This is a genomic window from Acidovorax sp. 93 (genome assembly GCF_003633835.1).
GTDB lineage: Bacteria > Pseudomonadota > Gammaproteobacteria > Burkholderiales > Burkholderiaceae_C > Acidovorax > Acidovorax facilis.
Genome location: NZ_RBIT01000001.1, coordinates 2202820 through 2216301, shown reverse-complemented (window position 1 = coordinate 2216301; position 13482 = coordinate 2202820). Strand labels below are relative to the sequence as shown.

13 protein-coding genes and 1 pseudogene are annotated in these 13482 nt (G+C 57.6%); 8 read left to right on the top strand and 6 right to left on the bottom strand.

Features of this window, described 5'->3' with window-relative positions; translation table 11 throughout:
* Positions 1 to 158: 158 nt before the first annotated feature.
* The 7 genes and pseudogenes from C8C93_RS10000 to C8C93_RS09975 all read left to right on the top strand — a co-directional run.
* A pseudogene (locus C8C93_RS10000) lies at positions 159 to 725 on the top strand (DNA/RNA non-specific endonuclease); the annotation flags it as partial.
* Positions 726 to 918: 193 nt separating this feature from the next.
* Positions 919 to 1251 carry a hypothetical protein gene (locus C8C93_RS09995; protein ID WP_121506777.1) on the top strand — a complete coding sequence of 111 codons (333 nt, stop codon included), beginning with the start codon at positions 919 to 921 and terminating at the stop codon, positions 1249 to 1251.
* A gap of 104 nt (positions 1252 to 1355) precedes the next feature.
* A complete protein-coding gene (locus C8C93_RS09990) occupies positions 1356 to 2330 on the top strand; it encodes a DUF932 domain-containing protein (RefSeq protein WP_121506776.1) in 975 nt (324 codons plus the stop codon).
* A gap of 141 nt (positions 2331 to 2471) precedes the next feature.
* Entirely contained in the window at positions 2472 to 3500 is a 1029-nt protein-coding gene (locus C8C93_RS09985) for a YqaJ viral recombinase family protein (RefSeq protein ID WP_121506775.1), read from the top strand.
* Positions 3501 to 3610: 110 nt separating this feature from the next.
* The gene (locus tag C8C93_RS09980; RefSeq protein ID WP_121506774.1) at positions 3611 to 4633 is read left to right on the top strand and encodes a phage capsid protein; all 1023 of its coding nucleotides are present in this window, start codon (positions 3611 to 3613) and stop codon (positions 4631 to 4633) included.
* Between the two features lie 352 nt (positions 4634 to 4985).
* Positions 4986 to 5522 carry a hypothetical protein gene (locus C8C93_RS24970; RefSeq protein ID WP_147433753.1) on the top strand — a complete coding sequence of 179 codons (537 nt, stop codon included), beginning with the start codon at positions 4986 to 4988 and terminating at the stop codon, positions 5520 to 5522.
* A 363-nt stretch (positions 5523 to 5885) separates the two neighbouring features.
* Positions 5886 to 6251, top strand: a complete 366-nt coding sequence (locus C8C93_RS09975) for a hypothetical protein (RefSeq protein ID WP_147433752.1) — start codon at positions 5886 to 5888, stop codon at positions 6249 to 6251.
* A 102-nt stretch (positions 6252 to 6353) separates the two neighbouring features.
* Here C8C93_RS09975 and C8C93_RS24965 read toward each other — a convergent pair whose 3' ends face one another.
* From C8C93_RS24965 to C8C93_RS09965, 4 genes are all read right to left on the bottom strand, one after another.
* The gene (locus C8C93_RS24965; protein ID WP_147433751.1) at positions 6354 to 7250 is read right to left on the bottom strand and encodes a hypothetical protein; all 897 of its coding nucleotides are present in this window, start codon (positions 7248 to 7250) and stop codon (positions 6354 to 6356) included.
* 194 nt (positions 7251 to 7444) lie between these two features.
* A complete protein-coding gene (locus C8C93_RS09970) occupies positions 7445 to 7990 on the bottom strand; it encodes a hypothetical protein (protein ID WP_121506772.1) in 546 nt (181 codons plus the stop codon).
* Positions 7991 to 8541: 551 nt separating this feature from the next.
* Entirely contained in the window at positions 8542 to 8703 is a 162-nt protein-coding gene (locus tag C8C93_RS25130) for a hypothetical protein (RefSeq protein WP_158603262.1), read from the bottom strand.
* Positions 8704 to 8714: 11 nt separating this feature from the next.
* Positions 8715 to 9254, bottom strand: a complete 540-nt coding sequence (locus C8C93_RS09965) for an SHOCT domain-containing protein (RefSeq protein ID WP_121506771.1) — start codon at positions 9252 to 9254, stop codon at positions 8715 to 8717.
* A gap of 289 nt (positions 9255 to 9543) precedes the next feature.
* Between C8C93_RS09965 and C8C93_RS09960 the strand changes: the two genes are divergently transcribed.
* Complete coding sequence (locus C8C93_RS09960; protein WP_121506770.1) at positions 9544 to 9777, top strand: helix-turn-helix domain-containing protein; 234 nt, start codon at positions 9544 to 9546, stop codon at positions 9775 to 9777.
* Between the two features lie 293 nt (positions 9778 to 10070).
* On the opposite strand, the gene C8C93_RS09955 is transcribed toward C8C93_RS09960, so the two are convergent.
* Positions 10071 to 11522: a nuclease PIN gene (locus C8C93_RS09955; protein WP_121506769.1), complete on the bottom strand. Its 1452-nt coding sequence runs from the start codon at positions 11520 to 11522 to the stop codon at positions 10071 to 10073.
* Entirely contained in the window at positions 11522 to 13411 is a 1890-nt protein-coding gene (locus tag C8C93_RS09950) for an SIR2 family protein (RefSeq protein ID WP_233559310.1), read from the bottom strand. Before C8C93_RS09950 ends, C8C93_RS09955 begins: the two co-directional genes overlap by 1 nt.
* Between the last annotated feature and the right edge of the window lie 71 nt (positions 13412 to 13482).

Below are 13482 nucleotides of genomic sequence, written 5' to 3'. Positions count from 1 at the left end.
CTGCGCGGAACGCCTTTTGAGCTGCGACCTGTCTCCTGGAAAGACTGGAGTTGCACGATTCCTCGAGTTTTCTGGCGCCGATCGGGGTTACGCATATTCCGGACACACCTGAACACTGAATCCATTTCACTCTGACCACGCCACCAGCCGCGATTGCAGCGTTGCTGCACTCAGGCACGACCAAGACGCCCGTGTATGTAGCCCAGCGCTTGAACCGCAGGCTCATTGAAGAAGCGGATGAAAAGCGGGCCAAACGCTTCTTTGCAGACACGCGTTTGCGCAGTGCTGAACGCGCGGAACTGGAGGACTACAAGCACTCGGGCGACAGCCGAGGCCAAATGGCGCCTGCCGGAGACATGCATACACCGACGGCCATGGTCCAAAGTTTCAGTCTGGCCAACATGGTTCCCCAGATTGCCCAGCACAACAGTGGCGCCTGGAGCAAGATCGAACAGGACACGCGGCACTATGTGAGACGTGCCAAGGGAGATGTGTTTGTGATCACGGGGCCGGTGTTCACAGATGCAGGTCCTCGCATAGGCGCCAACGGAGTGAAGGTGCCAACTTACCTTTACAAGCTGGTGTATGACGCCACCACCCAACGAGCTTGGGCACATTGGCAGCAAAACCGGGAAGGTGAGACAGTGGGGCGTCCAATCAGCTATCAGGAGCTCGTGAACCGTACAGGTGTGGAGTTTCTGCCAAGAAACGCATTCCAGCACTGACCATCAGCTCTGCAAGCAGCCCAGAGCTGTATCCAGCTGCATTTGAATTCCCTTGAGTTCCACATATACCTATTGCCATCCAGGTAACCCCACCCAGACCAGCCTCGCGTTGGTCTGATCTCACACCCACCCTCAAGCCCGGTGCACGTTCTCGTGCCCCGGGCTTTTTTGCGTACATCGCAAGGAGCTTTCCATGACTGTTTGTCCCATCTGCAAATCCACCCACGTGACCACCCGCCAAGTCGGTCGCGATGCCGGAAGAACCCTTGGCGGTGTCGCCGGAGCGGCCAGCGGCGCTGCCAGCACGTGGTCTGGTGCCCAGGTCGGAGCTTCGTTCGGCGCTGTTGCTGGCCCCGTTGGCATCGCCCTCGGAGGCATCGCTGGCGCCCTGCTGGGCGGCCTGCTCGGCGCCACTGCGGGCTCAGTTGCAGGCAGCCGGTTGGGCGATGTCGTTGACGCGCACTACCTCGGCAATTGCGAGTGCCAGGACTGCGGGGCGGTGTTCACGGGCTCCTCCCGTTCTTGACCCTGTTTTCCCCCAACTGCCTCGGCTGAAGGCCATTGCTCTTTCCTTCATTCCTCTCTCGATCTCTCTCCATCTCTGTCCATCCCCATTTCGAAAGACTCCTCATGTCCCACCTTATCGAAACCATGGCCCATGTCGGCCAGACCCCTTGGCACCAACTGGGCAATGCCCTGCCCAAGAAACAACCCATCGACGTATGGGCCCAGGCCGCTGGAATGCAGTGGCACATCCGGGAGACGCCAGTGCGCTACCTGGCCACGGACGACAGCTCCAACCTCTACGGCGAAGCCATGGAGTTTCCCGACCAGAAGGTGCTGTACCGCAGCGATACCAAGGCGCCGCTGTCCGTGGTGTCGGGCCGCTACCAGGTGGTTCAGCCCAAGGAAGTGCTGGAGTTCTACCGCGATCTCACGGAGGTCTCTGGCTACGAGCTGGAAACCGCAGGTGTCCTCAAGGCCGGTCGCAAGTTCTGGGCGCTGGCCCGCACCGGCAAGACCTCGGCCCTCAAGGGCAACGATGTGGTCAACGGCTATCTGCTGCTGGCCACCTCTTGCGATGGCAGTCTCGCCACCACCGCCACGCCCACCACGATCCGGGTGGTCTGCAACAACACCCTGTCCATTGCCCTAAGTGGTGCGACCAGCGCCATCAAGGTGCCCCACAGCACGACCTTCGATGCCCAGGCAGTCAAGAAGCAATTGGGTATTGCAGTCTCCCAGTGGGACAGCTTCATGTACCGCATGAAGACGCTCTCGGAGCGCAAGGTCAAGAGCCACGAGTCCATGAACTACTTCCTCAAGGTGCTGTGCCAGACGGATGCCCATGCCGATCAGGCCATGGGTCTCACGAACGAGCGTGCCCTCAAGAAGGTGCAGGCGATGTACGAGGGCCAGGGCCGTGGTGCTGAACTGCAGGCCGCCAAGGGTACGGCCTGGGGTCTGCTGTGCGCCGTCACCGAGTTCGTGGACCACGAGCGGCGCGCTCGCAGCCAGGAATACCGGCTGGACAGTGCCTGGTTCGGTCAGGGCGCAGCCCTCAAGCAGCGGGCGCTGGAGCAGGCGCTGCAGTTGGCATCGTGAGCGCCGGGTTCAACGGTCCAAAGCGCCGAAGCAAAAGAGCCTTCCTTCCATTCTTTCCACCCCTTCCGCAGCAAAGCCCCGGCCCTTGAATGGGACCGGGGTTTTTTGTTGTGCGGGAGTTTCTACATCCAAGGAGTCACCATGTCTCAACCCTTTGTTCATACGGATTCCGTTTCTGCGCCGTCTTCCTCGGCAACCACCAAGGCCCGGCCTGCTTTGAAGCTGGTCAAGACGAACACCCTCAAGCGCGAGGATTGGTTGGAAGTCCGCAAGGGCGGTATCGGCAGCTCCGACGCTGCCGCTGCTGTCGGCCTGCATCCCTACAAGTCCCAGTTGCAGCTGTGGATGGAGAAGACCGGGCGCGATGCCGGTCTGCCGGTGGTCGATCCCAACGACGACCAGAGCCCTATTTACTGGGGCACGCTGCTTGAACCCATCGTGGCGGCGCACTACACCCGGCGCACGGGCAACCGGGTGCGGCGCGTCAATGCGGTGCTGCAGCACCCTGAACATCCCTGGATGCTGGCGAACCTCGACCGGGAGGTCATGGGTGCTCCGTACGTCCAGATCCTGGAATGCAAGACGGCAGGCATTAACGGGGCCAGGCTGTGGCGCGATGGTGTGCCCGAGTATGTGCAACTGCAGGTCATGCACCAACTCGCCGTGACCGGCAAACAGGCCGCCGATGTGGCCGTGCTCATGGGTGGGCAGGAACTGCAGGTGTTCCGCATCGAACGGGACGCCGAGATGATCGCGCAGCTGATCCAGTTGGAGCAGCAGTTCTGGGGCTACGTGGAGCGGGACCAGGAGCCCCCGGCCGATGGCTCCGACTCTGCGGACCTGGCACTGCGTTGTCTCTATCCCCGGGACAGCGGAACCAAGCTGGATCTCTCGACCGACCTGGAGATGTCGGGGGTGTTTTCTGACCTGCTGGCGGTGCGGGAGGTCATCACCATCCAGACCGCATTGGAAGCTCAGCTCAAGCAACGCATTCAGCAGCGCATGGGCGAAGCCACACGGGCTCTGTTCGAGACCGGGGAAGTGTCCTGGAAGCGCAGCAAGGACGGAACCGCCCTGGATACCGCGCAGTTGCTCAAGGACCGGCCTGAGCTGGCACAGGCCTATTCACTCACCAAGCCGGGCAGTCGGCGGTTTCTGGTGCAGCAGTAGCTGGGTCAGGCTGGCACCAGAGCCCCACACCCCATATCCATTTACTACTCACAGCGGACCTCCACCAGATCGGTGCGGGTCCGCTTCTTTTTGTCTCGAAAGGAATCACCATGCTCAAAGGTTTGGCATTGACACCCCCGGTCATTGGCCGGATATCGATTGGTAAAGTCGTGGAGAAGAACGGCAAGCGGTTGCCGGAGAAGGATGACGAATTCACCATCACCAGCCAGGTGCAAAACCGCGATGGCTGGGTGAACCATCCGCTCGATGAGCAGTTGCGCAAGGACAAGAACACCAAGCTGCGCAGCATTCCCGTGCGCCTGCTGTTCGACGATCCCGACCTGAGCCTGCGGGCAAACTACACGATGTTTGACCGGACCACAGGACGGCCCCTGTGTGTGGGCAACGGGGAGACCTGCAAGCGGGCCACGCTGTCCGGGATGCAGAGCTTTGCATGCCCGTCACCACAGGCATGCCCCTTGGCCGAAGGCGGCAACTGCAAGCCCTATGGACGCCTGAATGTGCGTATCGACGTGGAGGGAACAGGAACTGATGAACTGGGCAGCTTTGTGCTGCGCACCACCGGGTTCAACAGCATCCGCACCCTCTCTGCACGGCTGCGGTACTTCCATGCGCTGTCAGGGGGCTTGTTATCTACCTTGCCACTGGAGTTGCGCTTGCGCGGGAAGTCCACCACGCTGTCGCACCGCACGCCGATCTACTACGTGGACCTCACGCTCAGGGCGGAGACTACGCTGGCGCATGCCATCGCGAGTGCCCGGGCCGAATGGGAGGCACGCAAGGCGGCGGGGATGGACCAGACGGCGCTGGATGAAGCGGCCATGGCCGGGTTTGCGCTTGGGGAGTTTGAGGAGTCCGAGGAGGATGGGGCTGCCGTGGTCGAAGAGTTTTATCCGGACGTGGAAGGGAGCTCAGGAGACGGACTGGACCAGGGCTCTCAAGATGTCGGGCACGGGTCCTCGCAGCCGCAGAGCGCACGACAAAGGCCATCTGGACCCCACCGCAATCTTGGCCAGAAGCTGGGAGAGCGGCTGAAGGCCCAGGGCATGGCGCCCGTCGGCGCGCGCTCGGGATCGGTTGTGGATGCAGGGGTGGGCCATGGCAGCGGCTGACAAAGCAGGAAGGTCGCGCGCCAGCTTCCCTGCATCGTTGGTGCAGGTGTACACGGCGGGGCTACGGTGGGAGACAGAGCCGATGGTCATGGCCTGGCCCTCGCTGCAGGATGCTGCGCCCAACACTTCCATGTTCCGCTTGCCGATGGCATGCCCTTTGGAAGAACCACCAGACGCTCACCACACTTTGTGGACGGCGCTTTGGCAGGCGGCATGTCTGTTGCGTCCTGAGGTCTCTCCGGCTCAGTGGCGGCCCCGGGTGCGACGCTTGGCACGCGTAGCGAATGCACTGATCCACGAGGGGGACACGGACGTTGACGCACCGGGGGCGCATGAGGCAGCACAGGCCACTATGAGAACTCAACTGGATGAGCGAATCACGGAGTGGGTTCGTCGCCTGCTGCAGTCTTCCCGGAAGCCAACGGCAGGTCACTTTCGTTCAGAGATCTCTTTTCTGGAGAGTGCGGAACTGGATCTTGATGCGATGGAAGCCTGTCGCAAAGAGGGAGGCATCACGCTGCTGGCTTGGCGGCGCCGAAGGGATTCCGTGTTCAAGCCGAAGTCTGAACTCAGTGGAACAAATAGACTTCCCGAGCCGGATCACTGGCAATGGCGTGTGGTGGCCGGGCTGGAGGGATTGGAAGGTCCCGGAAACAGAGGGGGTTCGGCAAAACCAGGCGGCAGATTTGAGCCACGGTCGGTGTTGCTGTTGCCTCAGGAGCTGGAGGCGGTCTGGGGATGCGGGTATGGGATGCGACTGGGTCCGGCTGCATCCTTGGAGTCCGCCTCACCGGTATCCAGCGGTCATCGGCAACTGCGCAGCCTGTATGGCAGTTGGACTGCTGTGGAGGTGGTGCGGGTGCTGATGCTCAGGCTGAACCCTTGGTGACGGGCTTGATGACCTCGGACAACCATCGTCTTAGTGACCATCCCTGGCTTTGGCTGGGGTGGTCTTTTTTCTTTTCTAAGTTGCTGGGCCTCAGTCCCCGCATCTGCAATCAAGTAGTCCATCTTGACGGTTTGGATGCTTGCGGAGGCTCGGGATTTTTACTGGACCAGGATTGCGCGCGATCGATCAAGAGGCTGCTCCACCGGGGTATCTGAGCAGCTTGTGCCCAGGTGGCTTGTCACTACGACTATGTTGGTCAAGTCGCAGCGCGACACCTTCTGGTCTTTGGACATAATATTCGCATGTGAGCCTTACGGTCACTCCAATTCGAAAGATGAGTTTGTGAAGAATCTAAAGTTTGCAGTGCATTCACTGCTCAGCCTAGTGTTGCTGTTCATGGTGGGGGCGCCAGGCGCTCAACAGAGCCAGCGCACAGAGGACGTGATGAGGGAAAAGCTAGCGGATATTTCGAAGTCGTGCGAGGAGCACGGTAGGATCCTTGCCGAAGCGAAATTCAATAAATGGAAGAAGATGGGGCGGGATACTGATCGACTCGGAGAAAACGCCTTTGCTGTGGTCTCCAGGGTCATGAAGCAGCAATGCGTGAGCATTCAGCACGTGGCCCTCTTGAGCATGATGAAATCCCTCATCACCACGGAAGAGGCGCGCCGCCTGGATATCGATGGCGAGATTGCCCGCCAAATGGAGATCATCGAGAAGACGCTCTGAGCGTTCACACTGGTGCCAAAACGCGGGCGTTAGGGGCAGGAAAACCCGTCTAAGCCCGTTCCGTGCCGCCTGTGGAGCGCCCCACCACAATTGAACCTCCTTTTAGAAAGGATATTCGGATTCAATGGAGTCATCCTTTTCTGGCATTTCATGGGAGTCGAACAACTCCTCCCACTGTTGGGTCACAAAATCCATTTTATTGATATTGAAAGAATTTGGATTGCTAAATTCACCTTCAATGGCACACAGAAAATTACGGAGCAGAATGATGGGGTCGTTGTATACAGGCTGTATTTTTGATTTATCTCGAATAATTGTATTGTCAAAGATGATTTCATGATGATATTTGCTGGGCGAATAGCAAACATGACCTCTTCCCATCGTAAGCACTAAGCTAGAGAATCCAGTTGGGGTCGATTTTTTATTTTTTATAATATTTTCAAATAACTTTTCGGAAAAATAATTGGCTGGCTTCGGATTGCAGACGGATGCCTTTGCGATCTGCACTCCATCCAGAAACAAAGCACCGCCATAGATCCATCCATATTCTTTATCAAGTGCTCCTGTAAGCACAAATCCTCGTTCGCAAAACGATTTCGCCCATTCTTTAGAACTGTACTTGGTGAGCTCCTTGAACTTTTTTACTGAGTCTGGGCCGATAACACCCTCACGATTGCTGATCTGGCGCTTGTAGTCTGCGATTACAGCCCGTCTTTCTAGAGAATCATCGTCTGTCCCCACGTGGTGAAGGAATGGTGCGTAGTAGTCGGCAAATTGGCCTACTCTTAGTATTCTGCTTTCCTTGTGAAACAACATGAAATTCGGATTGAACCTATCCATGAGGGGAGACGCGTCTGGATACTTGAAGGCAAACTCATCAAATGCGTTCTTTCTGAAAGAGTCGATTACTCTTCGTCGATCTTTGTGGCATTCCTCGTATTCGATTTTCTCCAACGCCAGAGTACGCTTTTCTTTATTGAAAATATCAAGAATTCCCATTTTTTCTCTCTAGTGGTCAATCGGGTGTGCGCTAGTATTCGCCGTGGGGCTAATCCTGCGGTTTTGTGCATTTCACTGCTATTTCTTGTCACTTCGCGCCACTGGCTCATATCCCGACTGCCAGTGCTGGTCACTTAAGCTAGGTCTGAGCATAGAGGGCTAGATCTGGGCTGTTCGGTCAGCGCATGTTGCGACTATGTTTTCGCTCGGGGCCCGGTCGGGCCATCTGAAAACTCTGCTCCTTTAAGGATTGCCTCATAAGTCAGTCCGTAGAACGAATCGGTTTTCACTTCGACGAACCAGACAGCCTTAATGCATGGTTGCCGGAGATGCCAAGCCATGCCGCGACACCACGAACGCCACACATTTCGAGGGATGTAGCCCAGTTTGAAGTAGTGGTACTCCTCCGCACACAAGTTGAAGTAGTCAACAACAAAGCCACGCTGAAGAGGCAACAGTGGCTCAACCCCGCCAAGTGCTTCATTCTCGATAAGCGAGGCGAGCTTGCCATTGAGAACGTCGTAGCGTGCGTTGAAGGCCGTGAACAGTTGGTGGAAGAGCACAGTTTCCGCAAGCTTCTGTTGGTGGACGAAGTAGCAGAACCCCAGTGTGCCAGCGATTGCGGAGGCCACTAGCCCCATGCGGTCGGAGCCTCCGAACAAGATTGCAAGCAGGATGGCCAAGCCTCCGAGGAGGAGCGCGATCCACCAGTAGTTGCGAAAAATGAAGTGACGGTCCATTGGTGGCAATTTGAGTGGTTGGTGCGCCCAGAGCCAGACTTAGCCTATTCTCCACTAGGCCGCATAAATCCATGGTTTAAAAATAGAGGCGTTGAACGGGGAACACGTACGGTATGAGGTATCCAATGCTGCGTGGATGAGTATCTCAGCGCCATCGAAGCCGGTTCACACAGGAGGATCGCTCGCTGTGGACCTCGGTACTGCTCGCCCAGATCAGTTTGGAAGTGATACAGGCCCTCCATACGGCCGCAAATCAGGCTGGCCTCATGTCTACCATGTGGTCAGCCTCGTTGTCCATCAACTGAGCACAGCCATGAGTGAAGGCGTTGGGTAGTGCATGGAATTCTGCCGTAGCGTCGGTGTCACCCGCTTTCAAGAGCCCGATTCCTGCCCAAGACTAGGATGACGTACCTTCTGATCGGAGTTTGGTTGACTGACATGATGACCTGTGCCGGAGCTCCGGCACAGGTCATCTAGATACGGGCATGGGGCGCGGCATGTTACGTTGCTGCACGTCGCCAGGGCTTTGAGAATCAGCGTACCCAGGGGCGCTATTTCCGCAGGTAGAACACGTAGTACACCAGGGGGGCGAACGGGTTCGAGAAGATCAAGATCAAAAAGCCAATGGGCTTCTTTTTGACGACGCAGTGACCAAAACAGATCAACCACAGCAGGGCGTAGATGGGGATTAAGAGCAGCAGGAGGGCTTTCATCGAGATGACTTTCAGATTTGCGCTACCAGGACCTGGCGCTTTTGGGTGTATTCCGCCTCTGTCAGGAAGCCTTCATCGAAGAGCTCTTTCAGTTCCCGAAGCGACTCTTTGGCGCTTTGAGAAGGGCAGGCATTCGACGCATGCCTTTTGACGGTGTCAACGATGGCGGTCAGCATTTCTGCGAAGAGTGCGACGTTGGAGCTCTTGGGTACGTTCGACCTGAAAACGTAGGTGCCGTTGATCGTTAACACGCTTTCCAGTCGGCCCCCTTGAAACTGCACATCCTTGATGTCACTGAGGAGCAGATGGAAAGGCGCCTCCAGCATGTTGTGCACATGCAGGGCTGATCGGGTCAACAGCAGTCCGTCCTTGGCATTGCCAAAGACAGTGTTGTCGATCAACGCCAGTACATCGTCCACGCCGTCGTTTCCACCGAACTCGGAGACGGCGTTTGTCAGCTTCTTGGGTGGGATGTGGGGAGAGAAGAGGATCTTGTCGTCGTTGATGCTGGACCGGTAGGTCGCGAGGATTTCTTGGATTTGTTCTTCCATTGCATTGCTGGCAGTTCGATGCTGCGTCTTGAGTGAATAGCGTCGCGTTTACCGCGAGTTGAGTAATTGGTCGGCTTTGCGGCGGCAGGTGGGTTTCTCATCCGGCCCCCGGTGGAAAGTGCGGGGTCGATACAGGCGACGCGAGCTCCAAGCAGAGCACAGGCACGCTCCCTGGCACACGTTCCTGGAGTCGTTTTGGAAAGTTATATGTGAAGCAAACACCGTAGATGCAAATTTATCAGAAAAGCATCCTCACTCGGTGTCCGCTAAACCAAAAGCTCCCACTTCGATGCCCGATCCCAACAATCTTCGGGACGTGCTGGCCTATTGGATGCGCCTCAAACGAGTGGAGAAGGGGTGGTCGCAAGAGCGGCTTGCGATGGAGTGCGACCTGGACAGGACGTATGTGTCAGCAGTGGAGCGCTCACGCTGGAATGTGTCGCTGTCGAACATCGAGCGCTTTGCGCAGGCACTCGATGTGGAGCCGTGGATGTTGTTAAGGCCGCCGAACGGGAGTGAGTGACCTGAGCAGGTTCGGCTATTCGGTTGGTATGGCGGCGGGGCGTCTACTCTGCAGCGGTTGCAGTTAGTCGCTTGCTGCGGACAGAATGACGCTATAGGAAGATAACGGTCATTCGTTAGTTCGGTGAAACCTCATGCGGACAAAAAATAATGTGTCCACGGAACCGGGTCAACACCATATCCTTGACGGCAATGCATGCGGCTAAAGGCCCCTGCTTTGGCTAGATTCCCCAGCTCAGCCTTATCTAGAGGCTGCTTCCCGCAGGCCGTAAAGCCAACTTCTCGCCGCCTTGCTTACATGAAAAGTCGGTAGGGATAGACATTGCCCGGCAACTCCGGCACGTTGGCGATAGTCCGTGCCAGTCTCTGGGAGTACCGGATACTTACAGGAACGGGGTCGTACAGGGCATCATTGTTCCAGTCCATCTTCGTCAGGGCCAACGCTTCATGGGCGATTAGCTCTAGTGACCCACTACCGGCATGTCGAATCAGTTGCAGCGGCTTCGGGATGCTTTTACCGCCCTGGTAGTAGTCCCCTTTTGGAGAAGCTTGCGGGGCGTTTCCAGCCACCCAAACGAGCGCTGAATTCCCCGAGCGAATGACCATAGTGCCTCGAGGCACCGGGTACCCGGATGGCTTGGTAGGTGCATTTCTCTGTCCCGACTCAATTAGCCACACACCTCTCCAGCATGAGGCCGCCCCTACTTCGATGCACTCAATTTCAGGCACACCGGCCAAGGCATCAAAGGCGCCGTCTATCTCCTGCTCTTTAAAGGCAGTGGTCTTGTGGATCACCAGTCGTTTTGGCAACTGTCCACCGTTCCTGCCTTGGTAGAGACCCAAGCTTCGAGCTATGACGGCGCGCATGTCATCACGGCTCAGAAACGGGTTCCTGCGAGCTTCGGCAAGGTCCACCACGGGATCGCGCGCTTCAAACGCCACGAACTGCATGCCACCACCGTCCATGTCGAAGACTTGGGAGCAACAGGTAACAAAGTGCGCATCTCGCTGGTCACCCCTCAGCGCGTATGCAAGTCCTATGTATGCGGTGTCCTTTGGCACGCCCTCAAGCGGCACAAGCTTCCAGGGCGTACCCGCCGCCTTAACGTAGAGCGCAATGCCAAGGCGCCAAGCAAGCTGAGCCTTGTATGGGAAGGTAAAGGCTCGGTCATTCAGAACCTGAGTCGGGATGTTGTACTTCGCCCCCAGGGCCTTGAGCACATCATGCGCGTCAAATGTTTTCGTGCGTGTCGCCTGCGCCCAAGAGTCAGGAAAGTGGACCAAAGCGACGTCGAATCCGTGGCGTGCGGCGTCGAGTTGCCGTAAGGCCGATTCCATCGCCTGAACCAGCCGCGATTGAAGATCGCCCGAGCCCGGAAGCTGGCTGACCGCATCCGGCCACTTAATGTGCTGCGCAGCCGGAGCCGACGCCAACCTCACTCCAAAGAGCGGTTCAAAGCCTGGGTAATCAGGAACGTACTCGGTGCGGTCAATTGGCCGATGCAGATTGCGCAGCGACGCCATCAGTTCGCCACGGCGGCGGAAGGCGCTTTCGGGTCCAACGGTCGCGATCCGCACTTCCGAGGTGTAGCCGCTGAAGGAGCCCTTAGAGTAAGGCCCAAACTTTGCCAAGCCACGAAGCGGATGTACGTGTCGCTGCTGCGTGTCAGATGGCGAGAAGGAGAGCAACGGCTCATCCAGGAGCGTAAATGGCGGGAGCTGGGATGCTTGAGCACGGCTTGCCATCACTTGGTCCTGTCAAAGTAGTCGTGCTGGTGAGCCGGCCGGCTCCAGCCCGTAAACGTAGAGAGCGAAAAGGCAGCATCTACACCCTCGCCATCTCCAAGATTGAACGCACGTACTGAACCATCCCTCGTGGTGGTCAGTAGTTTGGTCCATGCATCGATGATGGACGCCCAGTTTTTGTTGTACTTCTGTGCCCAGCGCTCTCTACGCCAATCACCAGCGGGATCGCCTCCTCTCGCGTCGAAGGACCGGCCCAGCGCATCGCGCTCTGCAGTGGCCGCCTCGCCATGCGCACCTTTATGCGCCTCCGGAGTTCGCGGAATGTCAACGAACGTGTAGGGCTCGAAGCCGCACCACCAGCGCCCCTCGATTTGCTCGAGCTTCAGGAAAATGCCCTCTTGGAAAGGGAAGCCGAGCTTCTGTACAGTGCCTGAGACAGCGCCCCCGTATGCGAACCGCAACTGAGCGAGGTCTTGCTCTTGCCGACGAATGCGCTCGGGGTCACCCCCCTCCCTCTGCGTCGCCACGACCAGTGAGTGACCTGACCTCTTGTAACGAGGGATGAGAGGGCGGTATCGCGACAACGCCTTTACCAACGCATCGTAGATGAGACCCATTACCCAGCTGTCTCGGGTGGGATCGAGAACGATGGCTCCATCGAGCTTCGCGCCATCAGGGCCGAGTATCGCCATCACCTCCTCGTCGCTCCCGAATACAGCTAGCTCGCGGCCGTTTGCGGCTACGACGGCCTTGCATCCATGGGCCCTTAGAAGGGTACGCACAACCGGCGTTGTAGTGGGCTGAGCAAGGGTAATTCGCCGAGCAGCTCTTGGTATGGATTCAATCAGGACAGCGGAGTACCTGAGCACCGGAAACTGCAGCGCGGTTATTTCTGGAAGCACCACAGGAACCAGGCGTGGCTCCGGGTGCGTCTGCATGACATGGTCCATGAGGACCTTTGGCAGATCGACCCGCTTGATGACATCCGCAGCGAGCTCATCGAAAGTATTGCACTCAACTACAGCGACGTCCACGCCAGCGATATGCGCGGCCTCCAGGAACTGAGTGACTGCAGGCATTAACTTCGAGGCGGAAGAAGTCACCCAGTACAAGCCGTTGGGAAAAGCATCGGGCTCCCGAAGCACCGACGTCAAGGCCTCCATCACGGACGAGTCACGGCCACTGTACCCCACGAACACCATGCCGAAGCGCTGGCTGGCCTCTACCAAGACATGCCTCATTCGGTCATCTTGCTGCTCAAGCTCAGACCCTGTGTTCTTGATGGTGATGGACTGGTAATCACCATGGAGTTTGGCCACAAGCGGCCAATCAGATTCCCTCAGACATCGCGACGCCCGTTCGCCTGAGTCAATGCCAGCAACCGTTGGACGCGCGCGGTCCTCGACAGGCAATAGGCTGTTAGCTGCACCCGCAGCATCCTCGACCAGTGGGTCAAAGTTGGTGGTGAAAACACAGTCGACCTTCTGGGCAGCGATCAGGCTGCCAAGCACACGATGTCCAAAACACGGAGTGCCCTTGGAGATAGCGTCGTCGATGAACTGGCGACGGTGCCGTGGCTGGGGATACACCGCTTCGAAGGCTGCAGCGTACTCATTTGGATCGCCATCCAGTGGAAGGATGGAGGTCTGACGAAAGAAGCGGTCGATCCGCTCAAGCCAAACTTGGTCGCCTGTGTCGATTTCTCTGGGGGATAGGTTGTTTTCTCGGCAGAAGATTTCTGCTTTGAAGTTCCGGATCATGTCGTAGCCGGTGGGGATTCCGGAGGCGGCGGAGCCTCCAGCACCAAGGAACCAGGCCACGAGGTTGGGCCGCAAGGCAAGAGCAGTGGAAAACTGTGCGGCTGAAATGCTCGGGAACGACTGCGTCACAACACCTCATTCTGGAATAGAGACCGCAACCTCACATTACGCGGCGTGCCGATTTGATGAGCTTTCAATAT

What these genes read in the sequence shown, in the direction of transcription:
- C8C93_RS09980 (WP_121506774.1), top strand. Translation starts at nt 3,611, where the DNA reads ATGCTCAAAGGTTTGGCATTGACACCCCCGGTCATTGGCCGGATATCG.
- C8C93_RS09985 (WP_121506775.1), top strand. Translation starts at nt 2,472, where the DNA reads ATGTCTCAACCCTTTGTTCATACGGATTCCGTTTCTGCGCCGTCTTCC.
- C8C93_RS09955 (WP_121506769.1), bottom strand. Translation starts at nt 11,522, where the DNA reads ATGGCAAGCCGTGCTCAAGCATCCCAGCTCCCGCCATTTACGCTCCTG.
- C8C93_RS09960 (WP_121506770.1), top strand. Translation starts at nt 9,544, where the DNA reads ATGCCCGATCCCAACAATCTTCGGGACGTGCTGGCCTATTGGATGCGC.
- C8C93_RS09965 (WP_121506771.1), bottom strand. Translation starts at nt 9,254, where the DNA reads ATGGAAGAACAAATCCAAGAAATCCTCGCGACCTACCGGTCCAGCATC.
- C8C93_RS24970 (WP_147433753.1), top strand. Translation starts at nt 4,986, where the DNA reads ATGAGAACTCAACTGGATGAGCGAATCACGGAGTGGGTTCGTCGCCTG.
- C8C93_RS24965 (WP_147433751.1), bottom strand. Translation starts at nt 7,250, where the DNA reads ATGGGAATTCTTGATATTTTCAATAAAGAAAAGCGTACTCTGGCGTTG.
- C8C93_RS09970 (WP_121506772.1), bottom strand. Translation starts at nt 7,990, where the DNA reads ATGGACCGTCACTTCATTTTTCGCAACTACTGGTGGATCGCGCTCCTC.
- C8C93_RS09995 (WP_121506777.1), top strand. Translation starts at nt 919, where the DNA reads ATGACTGTTTGTCCCATCTGCAAATCCACCCACGTGACCACCCGCCAA.
- C8C93_RS25130 (WP_158603262.1), bottom strand. Translation starts at nt 8,703, where the DNA reads ATGAAAGCCCTCCTGCTGCTCTTAATCCCCATCTACGCCCTGCTGTGG.
- C8C93_RS09990 (WP_121506776.1), top strand. Translation starts at nt 1,356, where the DNA reads ATGTCCCACCTTATCGAAACCATGGCCCATGTCGGCCAGACCCCTTGG.